The sequence below is a fragment of the Pseudomonas sp. 43mfcvi1.1 genome (assembly GCF_900115935.1).
Taxonomy (GTDB): domain Bacteria; phylum Pseudomonadota; class Gammaproteobacteria; order Pseudomonadales; family Pseudomonadaceae; genus Aquipseudomonas; species Aquipseudomonas bijieensis.
Genome location: NZ_UETT01000003.1, coordinates 520,937 through 543,947, shown reverse-complemented (window position 1 = coordinate 543,947; position 23,011 = coordinate 520,937). Strand labels below are relative to the sequence as shown.

General features: G+C 60.2%; 13 protein-coding genes. 6 read left to right on the top strand and 7 right to left on the bottom strand.

Annotation, left to right across the window (positions count from 1 at the left end; genetic code table 11):
- Nucleotides 1-49: 49 nt before the first annotated feature.
- Together DTP52_RS08570 and DTP52_RS08565 are read right to left on the bottom strand one after the other, a co-directional pair.
- Entirely contained in the window at nt 50-5,425 is a 5,376-nt protein-coding gene (locus DTP52_RS08570; RefSeq protein WP_109752928.1) for an OTU domain-containing protein, read from the bottom strand.
- Between the two features lie 138 nt (nt 5,426-5,563).
- Nucleotides 5,564-6,463, bottom strand: a complete 900-nt coding sequence (locus DTP52_RS08565; RefSeq protein WP_109752927.1) for a homocysteine S-methyltransferase family protein — start codon at nt 6,461-6,463, stop codon at nt 5,564-5,566.
- A gap of 114 nt (nt 6,464-6,577) precedes the next feature.
- Here DTP52_RS08565 and DTP52_RS08560 point away from each other — a divergent pair, with 114 nt between their 5' ends.
- The 3 genes from DTP52_RS08560 to DTP52_RS08550 all read left to right on the top strand — a co-directional run bounded on the left by DTP52_RS08560 (nt 6,578) and on the right by DTP52_RS08550 (nt 10,860).
- Entirely contained in the window at nt 6,578-7,399 is an 822-nt protein-coding gene (locus DTP52_RS08560) for an ABC transporter substrate-binding protein (protein ID WP_109752926.1), read from the top strand.
- Nucleotides 7,396-8,229: an amino acid ABC transporter permease gene (locus DTP52_RS08555; RefSeq protein WP_109752925.1), complete on the top strand. Its 834-nt coding sequence runs from the start codon at nt 7,396-7,398 to the stop codon at nt 8,227-8,229. The genes DTP52_RS08560 and DTP52_RS08555 overlap by 4 nt, the downstream gene beginning before the upstream one ends.
- Before the next feature lie 663 nt (nt 8,230-8,892).
- Nucleotides 8,893-10,860: an autotransporter outer membrane beta-barrel domain-containing protein gene (locus DTP52_RS08550; protein WP_109752924.1), complete on the top strand. Its 1,968-nt coding sequence runs from the start codon at nt 8,893-8,895 to the stop codon at nt 10,858-10,860.
- 62 nt (nt 10,861-10,922) lie between these two features.
- Here the strand turns inward: DTP52_RS08550 and oadA are convergent, their stop codons facing one another.
- On the bottom strand, nt 10,923-12,731 hold the full coding sequence (gene oadA / locus DTP52_RS08545) for a sodium-extruding oxaloacetate decarboxylase subunit alpha (RefSeq protein WP_109752923.1): 1,809 nt from the start codon (nt 12,729-12,731) through the stop codon (nt 10,923-10,925).
- A 12-nt stretch (nt 12,732-12,743) separates the two neighbouring features.
- On the bottom strand, nt 12,744-14,159 hold the full coding sequence (locus DTP52_RS08540; protein ID WP_003206982.1) for an acetyl-CoA carboxylase biotin carboxylase subunit: 1,416 nt from the start codon (nt 14,157-14,159) through the stop codon (nt 12,744-12,746).
- A gap of 187 nt (nt 14,160-14,346) precedes the next feature.
- Here DTP52_RS08540 and DTP52_RS08535 point away from each other — a divergent pair, with 187 nt between their 5' ends.
- Complete coding sequence (locus DTP52_RS08535) at nt 14,347-15,309, top strand: LysR family transcriptional regulator (RefSeq protein ID WP_109752922.1); 963 nt, start codon at nt 14,347-14,349, stop codon at nt 15,307-15,309.
- Here the strand turns inward: DTP52_RS08535 and DTP52_RS08530 are convergent.
- On the bottom strand, nt 15,251-15,460 hold the full coding sequence (locus DTP52_RS08530; RefSeq protein ID WP_109752921.1) for a PA3496 family putative envelope integrity protein: 210 nt from the start codon (nt 15,458-15,460) through the stop codon (nt 15,251-15,253). The two genes, DTP52_RS08535 and DTP52_RS08530, sit on opposite strands and share 59 nt — an antisense overlap.
- 252 nt (nt 15,461-15,712) lie before the next feature.
- Nucleotides 15,713-16,579, bottom strand: a complete 867-nt coding sequence (gene hexR / locus DTP52_RS08525; RefSeq protein ID WP_003187110.1) for a transcriptional regulator HexR — start codon at nt 16,577-16,579, stop codon at nt 15,713-15,715.
- A 441-nt stretch (nt 16,580-17,020) separates the two neighbouring features.
- Between hexR and DTP52_RS08520 the strand changes: the two genes are divergently transcribed.
- The gene (locus tag DTP52_RS08520) at nt 17,021-17,335 is read left to right on the top strand and encodes a hypothetical protein (protein WP_109752920.1); all 315 of its coding nucleotides are present in this window, start codon (nt 17,021-17,023) and stop codon (nt 17,333-17,335) included.
- A gap of 69 nt (nt 17,336-17,404) precedes the next feature.
- On the opposite strand, the gene DTP52_RS08515 is transcribed toward DTP52_RS08520, so the two are convergent.
- Nucleotides 17,405-20,278 (bottom strand): EAL domain-containing protein, encoded by a 2,874-nt coding sequence (locus tag DTP52_RS08515; protein ID WP_109752919.1) that lies wholly within the window; start codon nt 20,276-20,278, stop codon nt 17,405-17,407.
- A gap of 261 nt (nt 20,279-20,539) precedes the next feature.
- Between DTP52_RS08515 and uvrD the strand changes: the two genes are divergently transcribed.
- Nucleotides 20,540-22,723 carry a DNA helicase II gene (gene uvrD / locus DTP52_RS08510; protein WP_109752918.1) on the top strand — a complete coding sequence of 728 codons (2,184 nt, stop codon included), beginning with the start codon at nt 20,540-20,542 and terminating at the stop codon, nt 22,721-22,723.
- Nucleotides 22,724-23,011 lie beyond the last annotated feature (288 nt).

Here is a 23,011-nt window from a genome sequence, read left to right as displayed (position 1 = left end):
CAGCGTCGCAGACGCGGTGGTTACTCCCTCCCCACAGAAACGGCTCGAATCACTCGGGGTTCGACGTTTTGCGTGTGGCCAGGAATGACCGCAGCGACTCGGGGGTCACCCCCGGTCGGGCGTATTGCCAGGCCCAGTCCGGGATCGATCCATGAGCACTCAGATCCAGCGCGAGCGTCAAGCGACTATGGCCCGCAACAGTCCCTGGGAAATCGAAACCCTGCAGAAAATGCATGACTTGTCTTGGGGTCACGCCATAAGCGCCCAGGATCACCTGATGAGCCTGGGCTTCGTCGAGGGTCAGGCTGTCGATCAATGCGCTGGTAAACGCTGACTCAGAGCTCAGTGAATCCCGTTGCGCCAGCGTTCGCCGGATATTCTCATCACTGAACTGCGGTCCCACCAGATCCTCCCAGATTCGCCGGGCGCTGCGCGGCGAGATACCCGGCATATTTTGAATGGATCGCCATAGATTCGGCGTCCCGAGCAAAATCGCAACCCTGCTGTTCGAAGGCGATTGTCCCGCAGCGCTGAATAAACCTGTGACGGTCGCCATATTGCGCTGATCGAGATACCGCACGCCCTGGAGGAAATCCAAAAAACTGATTAATGCCCGCTGATGGAAGATCAGGTCGTGCAGGTTTTGATCATCGAACGGCTGCATCCAATCGATATCGATACGGCCGCTGCTCACCAATTCTTGATAACGGCTGCCGGCATACTCGGCAATGAGCTGAAGGCGTGAGTCAGACAACGCCGGATTACGTATCCATTGCGCCAGGACATTCACGGGGAACAGGCTGCCCAGGTTGGAAGCAATAACAGGGGATCGCAGGAGGACTGTGGCCCGCCTCAACAGGACGGGGTAACGCTGGAGGGCCACGGTAAGCAGGTCAGTGAAATCCTCGGCCCTGTCGTAGTGCATGAACTGTTCCATCAGGTCTACGTCGTCGTCGATGACCGTGCCGGTTTCACGCTTGAATCGTTCGCCCACACTCTTCAAGTCGTCGCGATCGACCAGGTAGGCACCATCGAGCAGTTCATCGAGCTGATCGTCATTGAGGTGGCCGTGGACAGCCTCATCGTACCTGACATAAGCCAATTCATTGCGCGGATGATGGTCGGTCAGATCACGGGCCCGGACGCCGTACTCAAGCATGATATGCAGCGTATCCTGAGAGAGCAGGAGGAATTGATTATTGAGCAGTTCGGCGATTTCCTGACTGCGGATGGGCTGCAACAGGACATCCTCAAAAAAACTCTGCAAGGCTTGATCTTTTTGCGCGTAGTAGGGAATTCTGCTCAGCATCAAGCGACCCTGCGTACGGGGTGATACAAAACGCCCTATCATCTGCAGCATCTCCGGGGGCAAGTCAGCCGCAGTGGCTTGATCCAATACCCTGCGCGCGATGCCGTTTGCGTGCAGGCTCAAGTAATTCTCCAGCGGCTGAAACAAGCCATGGGGATTGGGAGCACCGTAGATCATTTGAGTCAGGTCACGCGCCGCGGATCTACCCAGCAGACTCTCCAACGCTTGGGCATTATCAAAAACCAATTGCTGCACCCCGGAAGGTTGCGTCACCAGGTAATCGGTCACCTGCGGGTGTCGATCGATGTAATCGGCGACTTCATTACGCAGCCCCTGCATCGAAAACCTCGCCTGCGCCTGCCCTTCGTTCAATCCTCGGGCGACGGCATTGAAGAAGCAATCGCCGTTGATATCGAACGCGATTTCATTCTGCTCGCCCAGCACCAGGAGGTAATGGTTTTCACCGATTCGCCTCAAGACGATATCCGAGCCCGACCTGAGCGGATGATCAGCCGCCGGGTAAGCACGCTCCTCTTGCCCCGGGGTAAAGCGCACTGACCAATCCTGGCGGACAGGCCTTTGCTCGATGATTAACAAGCTGCGGTTTTGTGGCCAACTCGCAAGCCGGGTGACGAGGGCCGGGACCAGATCCATGATCTGGACGTCCCATTCGTTTGGCGTGCGCACCAGATCGGAAACGGAGCGAGACGATGTAGCCGGTTGCCTGGGCTGTGAAGGACCGGGCTGAGGGGAGGTGTCCCGCGGGCGCTTTCCGCGCCCAAAGCCGTGTCCTACCGCGCGCCACTCGTCGTCGGACATCCGCTGCACCGTATCGCGCATCACGCCATGGGCGCGGATGGGCAATCCCGTAGTGGCTTCGACAATGGTGGCCTCGGTGGCCTTCAACCGCGTATGGTCGTGCACCCGGTACACGGTCCCGTCGGGTTGCCGTACGAACACGGGGCGCGTCACGCTACCCGTGGCGGTGTCCGTGATCGCGGGACGGTAAAAACCCTGGCGATCCGGTGTGATCCCTTTTATCAGCGACGTATCCGTCACGGCAAAACGGTCATAGAGCGCCTCTTCCAGTGGCAGCCCGAGCAGTTTTTCCCTCGAGTCTTGACGAGCCGTCACCGCCAGGAAAGAGGATCGCCCTCGCACGGGGAGGGTCACGCCACCGGACAGTGCCTTCTTCCCCGCATAATTGGCCACTTGATGAACGAACGCCAGCGTTGGCAGGTTCATCGGAACCGCACCGGTCCTGACCACCAGCAAACCGGTCTTGATGGCGTGCGTGAGCATTTGAAAACCGGGCACCAGGAATCCGGCCAGGTCAAAGATAATTCCGACCGTCATCATCGCCAGCTTCCCAGCAGTTTGACGGCTGACATCCCGGTTGCTGTTGGAGCGGTGATCCGCGTAGGCGCTTTGGAAATTGACGTAGGCCTGGTGCAGCGTTTCGAGAAGATCGCCTGCGAACAACGAACCACGAATCAGCGGACGACCGCCTTGCTGGCCCAACAAACGCTTTATCTGCGCGGGGTCCAGTGTGGAAATGCGCGAACGGAAATACGCCTGCCATTTTTCTTCCGGTAAAAGCCCGGCAATGCCGTCGCTCAGGTCAGCGAATTCATGGAAATCATCGCCATCGGGGCTGTCCGGGAAATAAACGCCAACGGTTCCCTCGATATCCGGCCCCTCCTGATCGGAAAAAACCAGCACGCCATCGACGCTGACCGCATTGCCCATCATGTCCTGCTGCGCACCCACGCCCACGCTGCCCCCCAGCACAAGACCATGGACGCATACCTTACGCCCACCTACCCAGGCACGCCCCGCCGCGGTGGGCGAGCGCAAGACAGCGTCCAGCCAGCAAGCGACTCGTTTGCGCGAGATCGGTGGGGTGAAAGCACTGTCCAGCACGCTGGCCTTGAACACCTCGTCGCCCCTGAGCGAAGCCTCGTAACCTTTGAATTTCAAGTTAGCCAGATACGCCGCCTGCCACGCGGCCTTGTATTCAGGTTTGTTCATCTCCTTGCGCAGCAGGGTTTCATAACTGCCACCGGCATCAATGCGGATCGCCATCCTGGCAAGTTCACTCCCACTCAACGTGACGAAGAAACCGCTTGCCGGGTGCCTGACACGTTGGCCGTGTTGATCGACAACGTAAACGGTCAGCACTTCCCTCATCGCATTCGGATACTGATGCGGGCGCAGATTATCGAGCATCAACTGGGTCAGGCTGCTGATACGGGACTGCTTTCGATTAGCACGTTGCCCATAGAAAAGCGTGACCATGGTTTTGTCCGGATCCGGCTCTATACCCGGATGCACGGTTTGCTGCAGGTATTGTTTGATCTTCTGGCGAGTGAACTGCAACAACGTCTGGATACCGCCACCCAATTGGAAGACGGCCTGGAATACCTGCGCTTCCAGGCGACGATAGTGGGCTTGCTCAGGACGCGTCGCGGCTTTATAGAAACCGGGACGATTGTATTCGACCAGGGTCTGCTGACGCACAGCCAGGGGCGCGGCCAGCGACAACATGGGTAAAACAAGCGCACGTTCGGCACTTGCAGCAAAGGCACTCAACGCGAGCGTCTCGTTTCCTGGCGCGTTCATGACCGTTTCCAGGGCAGCGCTTTGTACCTGCAACAGGTCATCGGCGGCCACTTCAAAAACATGCCCGGACAGTTCAGCAGTGATATCCACAATCGTACGTTCCTGCCCTCCATGGGTCGGACGGACGTTGCTGAGCAGATCCTGCACAGAGCGGAATCGCTGGATCCCGCCTTCCAGGGAATACAGGAACAAGGTCAGGCTATCGGTAAACTTGATCACCATCGCAGCAGGCCACTTCTGCGGCGCTGCCGTGCCCATATCAAGCATCACGGCGTAGACATGGGGGATGGGCGCCCGTGCCAAACGGTTTCGGTCCGCCTTGGAGGGATGAGTCGTGATGAGGTCCAGCAGACGATCTTCATCTTTTTGCTGGATTCGTTCACTGGGCGTGAGTGGGGTGGCCGAACTCCGATCAACTTTGTACAAATCGAAAAGATGCAGGAATCGCAGGGAAAGCAAATGAGCGAGGGCCTCTGCCGTGGTGCACGGGGTCGCTGTCTCAAGAATGCCTGCGTGACATCGGTTATCGCGAAAGCGCCTCAACTCATCGCGGAACTGGCTCTTCACACGCTCATTCGTGGTTGGATTGGCGATGTAAAGTACCGACTCCATGGCCTGTAGAACCTGGGCGTCCACCGGGCCGGCAAACAGGCTGTCGGCCTCGGCCACCGAGTCCGGGCGGGTGCAGAATCCGACGCCGCCGCCGGTGTAACTCGCAGGCGTATCCGTCTGCAAACACCCCCACATGACGTCGCTGAAACTCTCCGAGACCGTCAGCGAGCGCACACCGTTCGAGTCGCTGGTGAAGCGGCTCACATAACAGTAATCAGGGTCGATCTTACCCAGCAGTGAAGCGCGTAGCTTGCGCTCGGGGATCTTTGTCTCGAGCGTGTCCACCAGCAAACGATTGAGCACCGAATCGAAGGTCGGAAGCGCGGCGAACAAACGCGCCAGTTTCACCTGGTTGGTGTCCAGAAGCTCCAGTAACCTGGCCTGCTCCTTGCCCTTGGGGCTGAGCAGATCGTATTGAACCGCGCTTGTGGGGGTGGCAGGTTGCGGAGTGCTTCGATAGTTGCGGGGAATGCCTGCGTGCAGTTCGTTCAAACGGTTTTGCGAGAGCGCTCGCCCCTCGACGCGAAGGGACGAGAAATCCAGGGACATCAGGCTTCTGTGTGGATAAACCCAGCCATCGCGGGGGGACCGGGCAGGAATGCCGCCCGTCTCCTGGCTTTGATAGGCCACTAAAAAACCCTGGGTAACGGCATCGCGCAAAGGCACCGAAGTGCGTTTTCTTTTTGCGGCCGAGTCGACGGTCTCGACCTCTTGATAAGTGACCTGAACCAAGGTGTCACCGGCAAGGCCTCGTTCAAGCAGCCATTGATCGGCAAACGTGTGCGGTTGAAATCGAGCCCCACCGGGTAACAGATTGATGGGTTTAAAGGGAGCGACAGAGGTCGATGGCACGCCCGGCTCATCTTCAGGAAAAGTAGACATTTAAGAGTCCGGTTTAATTGAGGAACCCGGACCCTATCCCGTCACTGAGCGGCAAATGACATACATATATATAGCTGTCGCCGCCCATTCGGCGAAAACCGTAAGCGTGGATGTCTGCCAACAAAACTGTCGGGCAACTCAGCCCAGCGTTTGCGCCAACACTGCGATGTGCTCCGGTCCTATCCCGCAGCAGCCGCCCAAATGACTGGCCCCGCGCTTGCGCCAGTCGGCCGCCCATTGCAGGTAGCCCGGCGGATCGAGGTCGTCGCGCAGCGGGTCCAATCCGTCGTTGGCCGTCGCCTCCTTCGGCTGCGGCGGGAAGGCGTTGGCGTAGGCGCCGATGTGGATGCTCACCCCCAGTCGCTCGAAGGTTTCCCGCGCCGCATCGATCGCCCCACCAATCACTTCTGGTTGGCTGCAGTTGAACAGCAGCACTTCGACGCCCAGCTCGGCCGCGACCGCTGCAGCGTCCGCCACCGGTTCGCCGGAGCGCAGGCGTGGCACTTCGTCCGTGTCTTCATCCTTCAAGGTGAACGACAGCCAGAACGGCTTGCCATCCTTCGGCAGCCCGGCGTGAATCGCCCGCGCTTCGACGGTCGAGCTTTGCGTCTCGGCCAGCCAGAGGTCGACATGGGGCGCCAGGCCGGTCACCAGTGGCGCCAGCAGCTCGTGGGCGCGGGACGCATCGAACAGATCCGGCCGATAGGAACCGAACAGCGGCGGCAGCGACCCGGCCACCCGCACCGCTTTGCCTGAAGCCTGCACCGCCCGTTGCGCCAACTCTCCCGCCAACGCGGCCAGGGCCTGGCCTTCTGCGGCGAAACGCGCCTCGCCAATGTGAAACGGCACCACGGCGTAGCTATTGCTGGTGATGACATTCGCGCCGCTGGCGATATAGGCCGCGTGCACGGCCTCCACCGCCTGAGGTGCTTCGCTCAGGGCCAGTGCCGACCACTCGGGCTGCCGAAACGGCGCGCCACGGCGTTGCAGTTCGCGGCCCATGCCGCCATCGAGAATGACTGTCGTTGCTGCGCCCATATGCGATTCACTCATAAGCTTATGAAAAATACTCACTACCGGAGTTGTTCTTATAACTATTTAATACGCACCAATCGGTTAACTACAACTTATTTTTCTACCCAGGGACTTCACGTGAAACTACAACCATTGCTGGCCCTGGGCCTGACTCTGCTGGCCGCCTCATCGCAAGCCTTCGCCGGTGCCACCCTGGATCGCATCGAACAGAAAAAAGAACTGGTCGGCGTGCTGATGGAAAGCTACCCGCCCTTCTCGTTCCTCAACGATCAGAACCAGCTCGACGGTTTTGACGTGGACGTGGCCAAGGCCGTGGCGCAGAAACTGGGCGTGAAACTGCGCCTGGAAACCCCTTCCTGGGACGTGATCGCTGCCGGACACTGGAGCGGGCGCTATGACATCTGCATCTGCTCCATGACGCCGAGCAAGGCCCGCGCCGAAGTGTTCGATTTCCCGGTGCAGTATTACGCCTCGCCAGCGGTGATCGTGGTCAACGCCAAGGACGACCGTATCCACGGTGCCAAGGACTTGAGCGGCAAGAAGGTCGGCCTCACCAGCGCGTCCAGCTACGAGAGCTACCTGAACAAGAACCTGGTGATCGAAGGCGCCGAGGATACCCAACTGAGCTATCCGTTCGAGGACGTGCAGATCGCCCCGTACGACACTGACAACGTAGCGTTCCAGGACCTCGGCCTGGGCGCCGGAGTGCGATTGGACGCCGTGCTGACCAACCTGGTGACCGCACAACCGCGCCTGACCGAAGACAAGCGCTTCAAACTGGCCGGCGAGTCGCTTTATTCCGAACCGAACTCGGTCGCCATCGAAAAAGGCGATGCTCAATGGGACAACAAGGTGCGTGAAGTCTTCGCCCAGTTGAAACAGGACGGCACCTTGAGCAAACTCTCGCAAAAATGGATCGGCGCCGACATTACCCAATGACTTCTTTTCCACCGCCTCAGCCACCGCCAACGGTGGCTGAGTCACGCCTGCAAAAAATCTTCGGTTTCCGCACCCGGCTCTACCTGACCTGGGCGGCCATGCTGGTGCTGTTCGCGAGTTTCTTCCTGAGCTTCGACCTGAAGTTCTCCATCATCCTCGACAAACTGCCGAACTTGCTGGGCGTGCATCTGGCGCCCAATGGCTTTCTGCAAGGCGCGGTGCTGACGCTGTTTCTGTGCCTGTGCTCGATCGTCGCGTCATCACTGTTGGGCTTCATCACCGCCCTGGCGCGGTTGTCCAGCAGCGCGGTGGCGTTTGGCATCGCCAGTTTCTACGCGTCGTTCTTTCGAGGCACGCCGCTGCTGATCCAGATCCTGCTGATCTACCTGGGCCTGCCACAACTGGGCGTGGTCCCGGGCGCCATCGCCGCCGGGATCATCGCCTTGTCGCTGAACTACGGCGCCTACCTGAGCGAAATCTTCCGCGCCGGCATCCTCGGCGTCCCCAACGGCCAACGCGAAGCCTCACTTGCACTGGGCCTGGGCGAAACCGTGATCTTCTGGCGCGTCACCCTGCCCCAGGCCATGCGCACCATCATCCCGCCGACCACCAACCAATTCATCTCCATGCTCAAGGATTCTTCACTGATCTCGGTGATGGGCGTTTGGGAGGTGATGTTCCTGGCGCAGTCTTATGGTCGGTCCAGCTATCGGTATATTGAGATGCTGACGACGGCGGCGATTATTTACTGGTTGATGTCCATTGCGTTGGAGTTGGTCCAGGCGCGGATGGAACGGCATTATGGGAAGGCTTATCTGAATAATCGCTGAGCTGGGGTGGGATTTTAAGGTCGCTGTGTATATCCGTTTCTGCGGTCACGGCCACTTAGGGTTCCGCCCTGACGGCGGCTCACTTTCGAAAAGCCGGAATGCCGGCCCAGGCGAAGGTAACCAAAGCGCTTCTGCCCCACCACTCGGTGCCTCGCCTAGGCTCGGTGTGCCCACTGCGCAATACCTGCGTTCGGCCAGCGTGGTTAACGGGGCGCCGAAATCAACGTCCTCCGCGAGGCGGCCTGATAGCCGACCTGGTTCTTGGTGAGATCGCGTTTCCCCTGTGGGAGCGAACCTGCTCGCGATGAGGCCAGCAAGCCCAACATCCATGTGACTGAACCACCGCCATCGCGAGCAGGCTCGCTCCACAGGAGGAACGCGGTCCCACCAGGAACCAGGTCGATCCTAGGCGAAACACGGAGCAGGTTTACAGAGTCGATATTTGACAGACAGATCTCGGATCTCCGACCACACAGAAAGGCCTGAGTATGCTGTAGGGCAATGCATCACCGCCACGGAGGCCGGCGCCGTGACTCTGTGATCACAGCGTGGGCAGCCTACAAGCTCCATCGCTATGTCTCGCCAGCAGCTAGGAGACGGCTGGCATCGCCGCCCAAGGTGAAATTTTTAAAGTGCGACCTCCTTCATGAGAGGTCACATTCGATGCCAACCCAACATTCATTCCTGCCCCAACAGCTCGCGCTGACAATAGCCTTGTTACTCGGCTGTGCCGATGTTTCGATGGCCCTGCAATCGACCGACGACGCTACGCCCCCAACCTCTGAAACAGCGACCCAGAAGCAAACCCAACCCAATCATTCGAAGGCATCCCTCAGGCCACCCAAGTTCACAACACTGGAGGGAGAAACGCCGCCCACTATCCGTTTCAATAGAGGCTTGGTAGAAGCGAGCACTCGATTTCGCAATCTCGGTCAAATGGGGGCCGAGGTACACGTTGCCGGCGAGTTTCATAACGAGGGCAGTGTGGGCAAGTCTGTCTTCGTGAACGAGACAGGCAGTTTCAGCGGCCATGGCACAGTCGACACGCTGAACGTGAAGGGCCTGTTGAACGTAGACCCTGCGAGCGGGGCGCCTACGGTCAAAAAAAATCTTGAACTGTCGCAAAGCGCAACGCTGCTCTACGGCATCCATCCAGAAAGCGGCAGCGCCACAATCAAGGTCGGCGGCACCGCGACGCTAGGCGGTGCGACGCTGAAGATTACATCGTTGCCAGGCGAGTCCATCGGCGCGGGCAAGCACATCGTGATCGAGGCGAAAAAAGTCGATGGGGAGTTCGGGAAGGTCGTCAACGAGCTCGCCTTCGTGACCGCGAAACCTGACTACGCCACCGAGAAACAAGTGGGACTGACGCTCACACTCAAGGATGTTCCGCCCAAGGAAGTCGCGCCCACTCCTAATGGCCAAGCTGTTTTAGCCGCTATCCTGGGATCAGGATCGACCCAACCAACGCAAGCGGAACCCTCCATCACCTCTCCGACGCCACCCTCTCCTGCCGTCGAGCCACAAGCCGATCGCTCAGCGTCCAAGCCCACCGAACCAGCAAAAGTTGTTGCCAGCACCCAACCCAAGCCCGCCGCCCAGGTGCAAGCTGTCAAGCCAGCCCCCAAACCCAATGCCGCCGTAAACGCCTTGCTCGGCACCAATATGGCCACAGCCGCCGACGCCATCGACCAACTGGGCAACTACAACACCGCCGACCTGGGCAGCGCCACCCTGAGCAGCATCACCCCCATCAGCACAGGAATGCTCTCAGCCATGGATCGGCGAAGTCCGACGGGTGCACACGACAACGGCCAGGTCTGGGTCCAGGCGATCGGCAACAGCGGCAGCATCGGCAGGCAACTGGGAAGCTATGCCCTGAAGCACTCGACCAAGGGTTTGATGCTGGGAACCGACTGGGCTATCAGCCCCGATTGGCGCCTGGGATTGATCGGCGGCAAGACGCACACCCGGTTGGACAGTCGTCAATTCGACGGCCGGCTCGACAGCTGGCTGGTGGGTGCCTATGCCTTACGCCAGGACGGACCACTGGCGCTGCGCCTGGGTGCCGTTTATGGCAGTCATGACGGCAGCACCAAACGCCACGTGGCCTACAACGGTTTCAGCGATCGCCTCAAAGGTCGTTACGATGCCAATACGCAGCAGGTCTTTGGGCAACTCGGCTACAACCTGAACGTAGGGCATTTCGATGTCGAGCCCTATGTCCAAGTGGGCTACCAACGCTATCAACGCGATCGCTATACCGAGAAAGGTGGAAGCGCGGCGCTGCAGTTCAGTGGCCAGTCTCAGGACAATTACAACAGCAACCTTGGCCTGCGCCTCGCCCGAACTCTACCTCTTGACCAAGGCATGCGACTGACGCCCCGCTTGAATCTCGGTTGGAAACACTTATACGGCGAGACCCGGGGCACTTCCCGCCAGCGCCTGGCCAGCGCAGGCAATACCTATACCGTCGAAGGCGTCGAGCTGGACCGGGACAGCCTGCTCTTCGAAACGGGGCTGGACCTGACCGTTTCGCCACGGCATACCCTGGGGGTGAGTTATAACGGTGAAACCGGTCAGGACAACCGCAACGGCGCGCTGATGGGCCAGTGGCGAATGACGTTCTGACAGGCAAAAAAAGGGGAGCACATGCCCCCCCGAGGTTAAAACGTTGTATCGAGGCTGTTAGATCAGCCTTCGATCTCGATCAGGATCTCACCCGGGTTGACCCGGTCGCCCTTGGCTACATGAATAGCGGTGACCTTGCCGGCGATGGCCGCCTGCACTTCGGTTTCCATCTTCATGGCTTCGGTAATCAGCACCGCTTGGCCGGCCTTGACCACGTCGCCTTCCTTGACCAGGACATCGACGATGTTGCCCGGCATGGTGGTGCTGACGTGACCCGGCGCAGTGGCTTGCTTGCGCTTGCTGCTGCCGCCGCTGACGAACTCATTGAGCGGTTCGAACACGACTTCTTCGGGCATGCCATCGATGGACAGGTAGAAGTGACGCTTGCCTTCGGCCTTGACGCCCACACCGGTGATGTCGACGCGATAGGTCTCACCGTGAACGTCGATGACGAACTCGGTCGGCACACCTTCGCCGCCCGCCGAGCTCACGCTGCCCGCCTCGGGGATTGGCAGCAGCACTTCCGGGGTCAGGGTGCCGGCTTCGCGCTCTTCGAGGAACTTGCGGCCGATGTCCGGGAACATGGCGTAGGTCAGTACGTCTTCTTCGGATTTGGCCAGCGCACCGATTTCGCCACGCAGCTTGGTCATTTCCGGCTTGAGCAAGTCGGCCGGACGCACATCGATCACTTCTTCGCTACCGATGGCCTGACGACGCAGCTTCTCGTTCACCGAGCCTGGCGCCTTGCCGTAGCCGCCCTGCAGGTAGAGCTTCACTTCGTTGGTGATGGTCTTGTAGCGCTCACCGGCCAACACGTTGAAGAACGCCTGGGTACCGACGATCTGCGAGGTCGGGGTGACCAACGGCGGGAAGCCGAGGTCTTCACGCACGCGCGGAATCTCCGCCAGCACTTCGTTCATCCGGTTCAGTGCGCCTTGCTCTTTCAACTGGTTGGCGAGGTTGGAGATCATCCCGCCCGGAACCTGGTTGACCTGGACGCGGGTGTCCACTGCGGTGAACTCGCTTTCGAACTGGTGGTACTTCTTGCGCACAGCGTAGAAGTACAGACCGATTTCCTGGAGCAATTCCAGGTCCAGCCCGGTGTCGAACTCACTGCCCTTGAGGGCCGCGACCATCGATTCGGTGCCCGGATGGCTAGTACCCCAGGCGAAGCTGGAGATCGCGGTGTCGATGTGGTCGGCGCCGTTCTCGACCGCCTTGAGCTGGCACATCGCGGCCAGGCCGGCGGTGTCGTGGGAGTGGATAAAGACCGGCAGCGACTGTTCGCTTTTCAGCGCCTTGACCAGTTCGCCGGTGGCGTACGGCGTCAGCAGGCCGGCCATGTCCTTGATCGCCACCGAGTCGCAACCCATGGCTTCCATTTGCTTGGCCTGGGCCACGAACGCGCCGATGGTGTGCACCGGGCTGGTGGTGTAGGCGATGGTGCCCTGGGCGTGCTTGCCGGCGGCCTTCACGGCTTCGATGGCAACCTTCAGGTTACGCACATCGTTCATCGCATCGAAAATACGGAACACATCGATGCCGTTGACCGCCGCCTTGGCCACGAACGCCTTGACCACGTCATCGCTGTAATGGCGGTAGCCCAGCAGGTTCTGGCCGCGCAGGAGCATTTGCAGGCGAGTGTTGGGCAGTGCTGCGCGCAGTTGGCGCAGGCGTTCCCACGGGTCTTCCTTCAGGAAGCGCACGCAGGCGTCGAATGTCGCGCCGCCCCAGACTTCCAGCGACCAATAGCCGACTTTGTCGAGCTTGTCGCAGATCGGCAGCATGTCTTCGGTGCGCATGCGGGTGGCGAGCAGCGATTGGTGGGCGTCGCGCAGGATTGTGTCGGTAACAAAGATCTTCTTGGACATGTTCATGATTCCTTACAGGCCTGCGTGGGCGGCAATGGCGGCGGCGATGGCCAGGGCCAGCTCTTCGGGTTTGCGCTTGATCGAGTAGTTGGTCAGTTCAGGGTGGCTTTCAACGAAGCTGGTATTGAACTGGCCGCTGCGGAATTCCGGATTGCGCAGGATCTCCTGATAATACGCGGCGGTGGTCTTGACCCCCTGCAGGCGCATGTCATCCAGGGCCCGCAGGCCACGGTCCATCGCTTCTTCCCAGGTCAACGCCCAGACCACCAGCTTCAGGCACATCGAATCGTAGAACGGTGGAATGGTGTAGCCGGTGTAGATCGCCGTGTCGGTGCGCACACCCGGGCCGCCAGGGGCGTAGTAGCGGGTGATCTTGCCGAAGCTGGGCAGGAAGTTGTTTTTCGGGTCCTCGGCGTTGATCCGGAACTGCAACGCAAAGCCACGGTGCTGGATGTCTTCCTGCTTGACCGACAGCGGCAGCCCGGAGGCGATGCGGATCTGTTCGCGAACAATGTCGATACCGGTGATTTCTTCGGTGATGGTGTGTTCCACCTGCACCCGGGTGTTCATCTCCATGAAGTACACCTCGCCTTCGGCGAGCAGGAACTCCACGGTGCCGGCATTCTCGTAGCCCACGGCCTTGGCGGCGCGCACCGACAGGTCGCCGATGTAGGCGCGCTGCTCGGGGGTCAGTTGCGGGCTCGGGGCGATTTCGATCAGCTTCTGGTTGCGGCGCTGGATCGAGCAGTCACGTTCGAACAGGTGCACCACGTTGCCGAAACTGTCACCCAGGATCTGCGCCTCGATGTGCTTGGGGTTGACGATGCATTTTTCCAGGAACACTTCCGCCGAACCGAACGCCTTGGTGGCTTCGGAAATGACCCGCGGGAAGGCCTGTTCGAGCTCTTCGCGGCTGTTGCAGCGACGGATACCACGACCGCCGCCACCGGAGGTGGCCTTGAGCATCACCGGGTAACCGATCCGATCACCTTCGGTCAGGGCTTCTTCGATGCCCGACACGTTGCCTTCGGTTCCCGGCGTGACCGGCACACCGGCCTTGATCATGCTGCGGCGCGCTTCGGTCTTGTCGCCCATGCGGCGGATGACTTCGGCCGACGGGCCAATGAATTTGATTCCGCGCTCGGCGCAGATGTCTGCCAGTTCGGCGTTTTCCGAGAGAAAACCGTAGCCGGGGTGCAAGGCATCACAGCCGGTTTCCACCGCCAGGTTCACCAGCTTGCGCGGGTTGAGGTAGCCAGCCAGCGGATCGGCGCCGATGCTGTGGGCCTCGTCCGCACGCTTGACATGCAACGCATGGCGGTCCGCGTCGGAGTAGACCGCGACCGAGCGAATGCCCATCTCGGCGCAAGCGCGCACGATGCGGACGGCAATCTCACCACGGTTGGCGATCAGGATCTTTGTTATCAATTGGAGGTTCCCTTGAGCCGGTGATACCACGGCCTGGGGTCCAGGCCGACGCGTGACCAGATGTAACAATTGGTCGCAGCTCCACACTAGTCCTGGCCGTTGATTAACAAAAATGAATAATTATTGGGTCATGCATAAGCAAAGACTTATAGTTGTGCTAATCGTCCCGGCCCAGAGTGCTTAGAAAATGCGTAAGTCATTGATGCGTATGACATTGCGTCAATTGCAGATTTTCAACGAGGTCTGCGACCTGAGGTCCTACAGCCGTGCAGCCGATGAAATGTCTCTCACACAACCGGCCGTTAGCCTACAGATTCGATCCCTCGAGGAGCTTATCGGCCAACCCCTGTTTGAGTACGTTGGCAAAAAACTCTACATGACCGAAGCCGCCGAAGCGTTGCAACGGGCCAGCCGGGACATCTTCGGGCGCCTGGAAAACCTCGACATGCAGCTCTCGGACATGCAGGGCTCGCTGCAAGGCCAGCTCAAGCTGGCAGTGGAGTCCAGCGCCAAGTACTTCGTCCCGCACCTGTTCGCCGCGTTCAAGCGCCAGCACCCGGAGGTCAATCTCAACCTCACCGTGGTCAATCGCGGCCAAGTCATCCGCCGGCTTTCGGACAACCGTGATGACCTGGTGATCATGTCCATGGTGCCCCAGGACATGGGGCTGGAGTTCCTGCCCTTCCTCAACAATCCGATTGTCGCCGTGGCGCCGCCCGATCATCCACTGTGCCACCAGGGTCCGCTGCGCTTGCAGGACCTGGAGCCCTACACGCTGCTGTTGCGCGAACCGGGGTCCGGCACGCGACTGGCCTGCGAGGAGTACTTCAAGGAGAAACGGGTGCATTTCACCCAGACGCTGGAAGTGGCATCGGCGGAAGCCCAGCGCGAGTGCGTGGTGGCCGGGCTGGGCGTGGCGCTGTTGACGCGCCACGCCGTGAGCCGGGAACTGTCGTCCGGCGCACTCATCGAGTTGCCGGTGGAGGAATTGCCGCTGTACCGCAGTTGGTGCCTGGTGCAGGCCAGGGCCAAGCGCCTGTCACCAGTGGCTCACGCCTTCCTGGCATTCATTCGCGGCGAGCGCGCTCAGATCATTGGCCTGGTTGAGCGTTTCGACGGGAAGCCGCCGGCGTTGCCTGCCAGTAATTGAACTCTGTGGCGTCAGGAAATTCGCTGATTTCGGCCAGAAGTTGGCGCTGCTCATAGCGGTCTTCGATTGCACGACGGAACGCCATGCGGCGCTGGTCTTCCTGCTGACGACGGGTTTTGACAGCGCTGCGTTCTTCGTAGGACTGGGTCATGTCGAGACTCCCAAGACGTATACGGGAGCTTTACGATGACGGCGCGCGATGACGGTTTGGCGGCGCGAGGGTTACAGAACGATGAATTCGGGCAAATGATCCCTGTGGCGAGGGAGCTTGCTCCCGCTGGGCTGCGAAGCGGCCCCCACGATTTATCCAGATACACCGGATGGGTTGGTTTGCGACTGCTGCGCAGCCGAGCGGGAGCAAGCTCCCTCGCCACAGAAGCCCCTCAACCTCAGGGTTCGGGATTCAGTCGTCCAGCGCCTTCACCGACTTGGGCGACAACCGCAAGCTGCGCAGGCTGCGCTTCACGCTCTTGAGGTGGTTGACCAGGCTTGGGCCCCGCGCCATGGCGACGCCCATTGCCAGCACATCGATCACCACCAGATGGGCGATACGCGAGGTCAGCGGCGTGTAGATCTCGGTGTCTTCGTGCACGTCGATGGCCAGGTTCACCGTGGACAGTTCTGCCAGCGGCGTCTGGCTCGGACACAAGGTGATCAGCGAGGCACCGCTTTCGCGCACCAGGTTGGCGGTGATCAGCAGGTCCTTGGAACGGCCCGACTGGGAGATGCAGATCGCCACATCGGTGGGTTTCAAGGTCACCGCCGACATGGCCTGCATGTGCGGGTCGGAATAGGCCGCTGCCGTCAGCAGCAGCCGGAAGAACTTGTGCTGGGCATCGGCCGCCACCGCGCCCGAGGCGCCGAAGCCATAAAACTCGACACGCTGGGCCTGGGACATGGCCGTGACGGCTTTTTGCAACGCCACCGGGTCGAGCTTCTCGCGAACCTCCATCAGGGTATGCAGGGTCGTGTCGAAGATTTTCAGGCTGTAGTCCGCGACCGAGTCGTCCTCATGGATCGCAAACTGACCGAAGCTCGCACCGGCCGCCAAGCTTTGCGCTAGCTTGAGTTTCAGGTCCTGGAAGCCCGAGCAACCGATGGCCCGGCAGAAACGCACGATGGTCGGCTCGCTGATGCCGACGCTGTGGGCAAGATCGGCCATGGAGCTATGCATCACGGCCGCTGGATCAAGCAGTACGTGATCGGCGACTTTCAGCTCCGACTTGCGTAGCAAGTGGCGTGACTGGGCGATGTGTTGCAGCAGGTTCAAGGGGCTGGACTCTTGTTATGGGCAGATGCCGGGATGTAGCAAGCTTGTAGTTATACTACAAGAATTGGCTTTTTGCCCGTCCAAAACGTAACTGGATGACCTCGTCGCCCCTTTGTTTTGGCCGAGGATCCGTCGATGTAGCAGCTTGTGCCATAGCGCAAACCTTCAACGCTGCCGATCCGCTGATTTCCAGCCCCGTCCTGAACTTCCAACCCGGGGGGAAATCGTCTATTGGTCATTAGCCAATCACCCAATAACTTGCTCCCCCTCAACAATATATCTCTGCAACACTAGACAGTAGATCTTAAGACCGAACCAAGTAAGCCGTCGAAAACTCATTTCTCCTTACAATACCAACCGCAATTGAGCAGACGCTACCAAGGCAAAGTAGATATATTGGCTCCCGCAGGAAGCAATCAACTTAACTACAGGAGTTACTACATGAAAATCACGACTAAAGATTGGACCGCACAAATCGATCGCATGCCAGGTGCCGCGTCTTTCCGTACCTTTGGCACCGTCAGTGTAGCCAATAGCGGCGTTATCCCCACGCTGGTACGCAGCGACCTACAGGACAAGTCCTTTGATCTGCGACTGGAATTGAAACTTAAACACTCCGACGGAGTTTCACTGCCGGTACTGACAGACAAGTTCGTTGAATATAAAGAGCTGGGCGACTCCAATGTCACTGGCGTCAGTATTTTTTTCGAAGGCCAGTTACTGCACCACATCGATGAAGTGCTAGTCACTAACTAAGCGTAGACCCCATAACTTCCCGTCAGACGATTTCGTTGCCTGACGGGAAGTTATCGTCGTGGTTCAGGCTCATTCAACCAGGTGTTGCGCCCGCAACAACCCAGCCAACCCTTCAGCCTCCACCGGCCGGCTGATCAGATACCCTTGAACCTCATCGCAACGTTCGTTCCTGAGGAACTCGAGCTGCTCCTGCCGCTCAACGCCTTCGGCCACTACCTTGAGCGACAACCCATGGGCCATAGCAATGATTGCCCGGGTAATGGCCGTGTCCACGCTGCCCTCGCCCAACCCACGAATGAATGCCTGGTCGATCTTCACGTAATCCACCGGGATACGCTTGAGGTAACTCAGGGATGAGTAACCGGTGCCAAAATCGTCGATCGCCAGCTTGACCCCAAGGTCACGCAATTGCTGGAACGTGGCGATGATGTGCTCGACGCTGTCGAGCAACTGGCTTTCGGTCAGCTCCAACTCCAGGTATTGGGGTTCCAGGCCGGTTTCTTCCAGCACTTGCCGCACCAGGCTGACCAGCTTGCCCTGGCGCAATTGATGCACCGACAGATTGACAGACACCCTGATCGGCGCGAGCCCCTGGCGCTGCCATTCGCATGCCTGCCAACAAGCCTGGCGCAACACGAATTCGCCAATCGGCCCGATCAACCCGGTTTCTTCGGCCAGGCCGATGAAATCCCCCGGAGGCACCCGGCCCATGACCGGGTGATCCCAACGCACCAGCGCCTCGGCGGCGTTCAGGCGACCGGTCGCCAGGCACAGTTTTGGTTGATAAAAGACCTTCAGCTGCCGCTCTTCCAAGGCCTTGCGCAGTTGATTTTCCAGTTGCAGGCGCTCCAGCGTGCTGGCCTGGAGGCTGTCGGTGTAGAACTGGAAGTTGTTGCCCCCCAGATGCTTGGCATGCTGCATGGCCATGTTCGCCTGGCTGACCAGCGTGGCAACTTCCCGCGTATTGTCAGGCAACAGGCTGATGCCGATGGAGGCACTGAGCACCAGTTCATGGCCTTCGATGGTCAGCGGCACTCGCAACTTGGCGGCCAGTCGGGTCGCCACCCGCGCCAGGCTTGAAAGGTTGCCATAGGCATCGAACAACACCGCAAACTCATCGCCGGACAGCCGGGCGATGGTATCCGCCTCGGGCAGTGCATTGATCAGGCGTCGGGCCATTTTCTGCAACAACTGGTCGGCGATGTCATGACCAAGGCTGTCGTTGAGCAATTTGAAACGGTCCAGGTTGATATGCAGCAACGCCAGGCTGCGCCGTCCACCCTGGCGCACACGCTGATGGGCCTCGTGCAGGCGCTCACGAAACAGCGAGCGATTGGCCAACCCGGTCAATTCGTCGTAATGGGTCAGGTAGCGCATTCGCTCTTCGGATTCGCGTCGCGCCGAAAGATCGGCGAAGAAGCCTACGATATGACTGACATTTCCCCGAGCATTGCGCACGACATTCAGTTGCAGCCATTGCGGGTACAGTTCGCCGTTGGCTCGCGCCTCTACCAGCTCACCCTGCCAGGTGCCGTGCTGCTTGAGCGATTGGCGAATGACGGGGTAGTGCCGGCGCGCGTCGCGGCTGCACGGCAGCTCAACTACATTGCGCCCGAGCATGTCATCGATATCGAACCCGGTGACCCGGGTGAACGCCTGGTTGGCAGCGAGTAGTACGTAGTTGGGGTCGAAAATCACGATACCTTCGCTGGCGGCCTCGAACACCGTGGCCGCCAGTTGCCGTTGCTGCTCGAGCTCCTTGCTGGCGCTGATGTCGCGCCGGGTGCCGACCATACGCAGCACCCGTCCGCTCTCGCTACGCTCCACCGCCCGGCCACGGTCTTCGATCCAGACCCAGTGACCATCGCCGTGACGCACGCGGTATTCGATCTGGTAATCCTCGCTGCGGCCCTTGAGGTGTTCGACCAAGGCTCGCTTGAGCGCCGGCAGGTCTTGGGGGTGCAGCCGCGGGGTGAGATGGCTGAGCATCGCCGTGACGTATTCGGGCTCCAGGCCGAACAGTTCCTTGAGCTGAGTGTGGTGGACTTCATCAGTCTGCAGATTCCAATCCCACAACCCCAGCTCACTGGCCTTCAGAGCCAGGGCCAGACGCGCCTCGCTCTTGCGCAGGGCCTGGCTGGCGACCTCCAGTTCAAGACTGCGCTGCGCTACCCGCGCCTCCAGGCCAACCTGGGCCGCCCGCAGTTGCTCCTCGGCACAACGACGTTGCTCGACCTCCCGGGCCAGCGCGGTGTTGAGTTCTACGCTCCGGGCCTGCGTCTGCTGCAAGTGCTCGATCAGCGCCTGGTTCTGGAAACGGCGCAGCATGCCGCTTTTGATCAACCGGTTGACTTGCCAGGCCACCACGCTCAGCGAGACCAGCACAATCAGCCCAAGCCAGCCCCACCCGCGTTGCTGCTCATCGCCCCCCCAGAAGAGATAGCCGATGGCCGGCAACAGGCAGGGCAAGGTAAAGGACAGGAACGCAGGCAGACTCACCGCGTAGGCCACGCTGGCCGACAGGGCGGCCGCGCCAATCAGGCCGAACACCCAGGCCTGCTGCTGGAAGCTGTCGGCCGGGACCAGCGCGATGCCAGCCCCGGCCAACGTCAGGCCGGTCATCGCCGAACCCAGCAAAAACATACGCAGCCAGATCGGGTGCGCCTGGCGGCTTGGCATGGCCGAATCGAAAGCCGCCACCTGGATCACCCGCAACGCCACCAGTGACAACAACCAGACGAGCCAGACGCTGACCAGGAAATAGCGCCGCGGCTCCCATAACAGCGCAGCGCAGACCAGACCGTTGAGCAACATGAACAGCGTAGGCAGCAGTGAGCCTTGATACAGCAGACGTGTGCGCTCGACCGCCATCTCCATGGCGTACTGCTTATAGATGACCCGCGGTTCCACACTGGGGCCCGCCGGATCGGAATTGAGGGTCATTGGCACTGTTCTTGTTCTTATTCAGTGGAGCGTGGAGAACCCGAAGCGAGCACCGAGCATACACAAGCCATGGGCCATCCCACACTGCCCCAGCTCATAAAAACGCTGAAAAAAGTCGCTGTTTCATTGGGTGGCGACGCTCTCGAGCGAGCCCCGCCAATGGCTGTAGCCTGTGACCCACCGGTCATCCACAACCGGTCTTTTATCGGCTGATGCAAAGCTCGGTTTGCCCGGGGTGACGCCGCACCCTAGAATGCCCCGATGCGCGATGATCTCTCCCTTCTGCTGAACTCCCTCAACGATGCCCAACGCCAGGCCGTAGCAGCCTCCGTGGGTCGTCAGTTGGTCCTGGCCGGTGCTGGCTCCGGTAAAACCCGAGTGCTGGTGCACCGTATCGCCTGGTTGATCCAGGTCGAGAACGCCTCGCCCCATTCGATCCTGTCGGTGACATTCACCAACAAGGCCGCGGCCGAGATGCGCCATCGCATCGAGCAACTGATGGGCATCAACCCCGCCGGCATGTGGGTCGGCACGTTCCACGGCCTGGCACACCGCTTGTTGCGGGCGCACTGGCAGGAAGCCGGGCTGAGCCAGACCTTCCAGATCCTGGACAGCGACGACCAGCAACGCCTGGTCAAGCGGGTGATCCGCGAGCTGGGCCTGGACGAACAGCGCTGGCCGGCCCGCCAGGCCCAATGGTTCATCAATGGCCAGAAAGACGAAGGCTTGCGCCCGCAGCACATCCAGGCCAGTGGCGACCTGTTCCTGGCGACCATGCGTAGCATCTATGAAGCCTACGAGGCGGCGTGCCAGCGCGCCGGGGTCATCGACTTCTCCGAGCTGCTGCTCCGGGCCCTGGACCTGTGGCGCGACCACCCAGGCCTGCTGGCCCACTATCAAAAGCGCTTCCGGCATGTATTGGTGGACGAGTTCCAGGACACCAACGCCGTGCAATACGCCTGGTTGCGCCTGCTCGCCAAGGGTGGCGACAGCCTGATGGTGGTGGGTGACGACGACCAGTCGATCTACGGCTGGCGCGGTGCCAAGATCGAGAACATTCACCAGTATTCGGCGGACTTCCCCGACGCCGAAGTCATCCGCCTGGAACAGAACTACCGCTCCACCGCCGGCATCCTCAAGGCCGCCAACGCCCTGATCGCCAACAACACCGGGCGCCTGGGCAAGGAATTGTGGACCGATGGCGGCGAAGGCGAAGCGATCAACCTCTACGCCGCCTTCAACGAACACGATGAAGCCCGCTACGTGGTGGAAACCATCGAAAGCGCGCTGAAAACCGGCCTGGCCCGCAGCGACATCGCCATCCTGTACCGCTCCAACGCCCAGTCGCGGGTATTGGAAGAGGCGTTGCTGCGCGAACGGATCCCGTACCGCATCTACGGCGGCCAGCGTTTCTTCGAGCGCGCCGAAATCAAGAACGCCATGGCCTACCTGCGCCTGATCGAAGGTCGCGGCAACGACGCGGCCCTGGAGCGGGTGATCAACGTGCCGACGCGGGGCATTGGCGAGAAAACCGTCGAAGCCATTCGTGATCACGCCCGCCACAGCCACGTCTCCATGTGGGAAGGCATGCGTCAGCTGGTCGCCAACAAAGGCGTGACCGGTCGCGCCGCCGGTGCGCTGAAGGCGTTCATGGACCTGATCGAGGACCTGGCCGCCAAGTGCGGGGAGATGCCACTGCACTTGATGACCCAGACCGTCATCGAGCAATCCGGCCTGATCGCCTACCACGAAGCGGAAAAGGGCGAGAAAGGCCAGGCCCGGGTGGAAAACCTCGAGGAACTGGTCAGCGCCGCGCGCAACTTCGAAAACACCGAAGAAGACGCAGACCTGTCACCGCTGTCGGCCTTCCTGGGCCATGCCTCCCTGGAGGCCGGCGACACCCAGGCCGACGAGCATGAAGACAGCATCCAACTGATGACGCTGCACAGTGCCAAGGGCCTGGAGTTCCCCTACGTATTCCTCGTAGGCATGGAAGAAGGCCTGTTCCCCCACAAGATGAGCCTGGAAGAACCTGGGCGTCTGGAAGAAGAACGGCGCCTGGCCTATGTCGGTATCACCCGCGCCATGCAGAACCTGGTACTGACCTACGCCGAAACCCGACGCTTGTATGGCAGCGAGACCTACAACAAGGTGTCGCGCTTCGTACGTGAAGTACCGAAGGGCCTGATTCAGGAAGTGCGGCTGTCCAACAGTGTCAGCCGACCGTTCGGTGGCGGCCAGCAACAGAGCACCAGCAGCCTGTTCGGCGGTAGCGACATCCCGGAAACCGGCTTCAGCCTCGGCCAGACCGTGCGGCATTCGGTATTCGGCGACGGCGTGATCCTCAACTTCGAAGGTGCCGGGGCCCAGGCCCGGGTGCAGGTGAACTTCAGCGAAGGCAGCAAGTGGCTGATGCTGGGGTATGCCAAGTTGGAAGCGATCTAAAAATTTGCTAAACCCTGTGGAGCAAGGCTTGTGGGAGCAAGGCTTGCCCGCGAGGCGGTGGCGCATCCGACATAGATGCGTCAGATAGATCGCTATCGCGGGCAAGCCTTGCTCCCACAGATACCTTCCCCTACCCATACTAGTTTTCCGATAGAACTTGTCCCCCTTTCCTACAGCCCAAAGCGAACAAGCCCTCTTGCGCGGCGAAGCTGAACCTAACCTGTCACGCAAAAGCCCGAAACACTCTGTCGCTAGCCAGCAACAGTTCAGCTGTGCAACATGGCGCGC

Coding starts and splice junctions, on each gene's coding strand:
- DTP52_RS08570 (WP_109752928.1), bottom strand. CDS start 5,425: ATGTCTACTTTTCCTGAAGATGAGCCGGGCGTGCCATCGACCTCTGTC.
- DTP52_RS08565 (WP_109752927.1), bottom strand. CDS start 6,463: ATGGGCGCAGCAACGACAGTCATTCTCGATGGCGGCATGGGCCGCGAA.
- DTP52_RS08555 (WP_109752925.1), top strand. CDS start 7,396: ATGACTTCTTTTCCACCGCCTCAGCCACCGCCAACGGTGGCTGAGTCA.
- DTP52_RS08550 (WP_109752924.1), top strand. CDS start 8,893: ATGCCAACCCAACATTCATTCCTGCCCCAACAGCTCGCGCTGACAATA.
- oadA (WP_109752923.1), bottom strand. CDS start 12,731: ATGTCCAAGAAGATCTTTGTTACCGACACAATCCTGCGCGACGCCCAC.
- DTP52_RS08535 (WP_109752922.1), top strand. CDS start 14,347: ATGCGTAAGTCATTGATGCGTATGACATTGCGTCAATTGCAGATTTTC.
- DTP52_RS08530 (WP_109752921.1), bottom strand. CDS start 15,460: ATGACCCAGTCCTACGAAGAACGCAGCGCTGTCAAAACCCGTCGTCAG.
- DTP52_RS08520 (WP_109752920.1), top strand. CDS start 17,021: ATGAAAATCACGACTAAAGATTGGACCGCACAAATCGATCGCATGCCA.
- DTP52_RS08515 (WP_109752919.1), bottom strand. CDS start 20,278: ATGACCCTCAATTCCGATCCGGCGGGCCCCAGTGTGGAACCGCGGGTC.
- uvrD (WP_109752918.1), top strand. CDS start 20,540: ATGCGCGATGATCTCTCCCTTCTGCTGAACTCCCTCAACGATGCCCAA.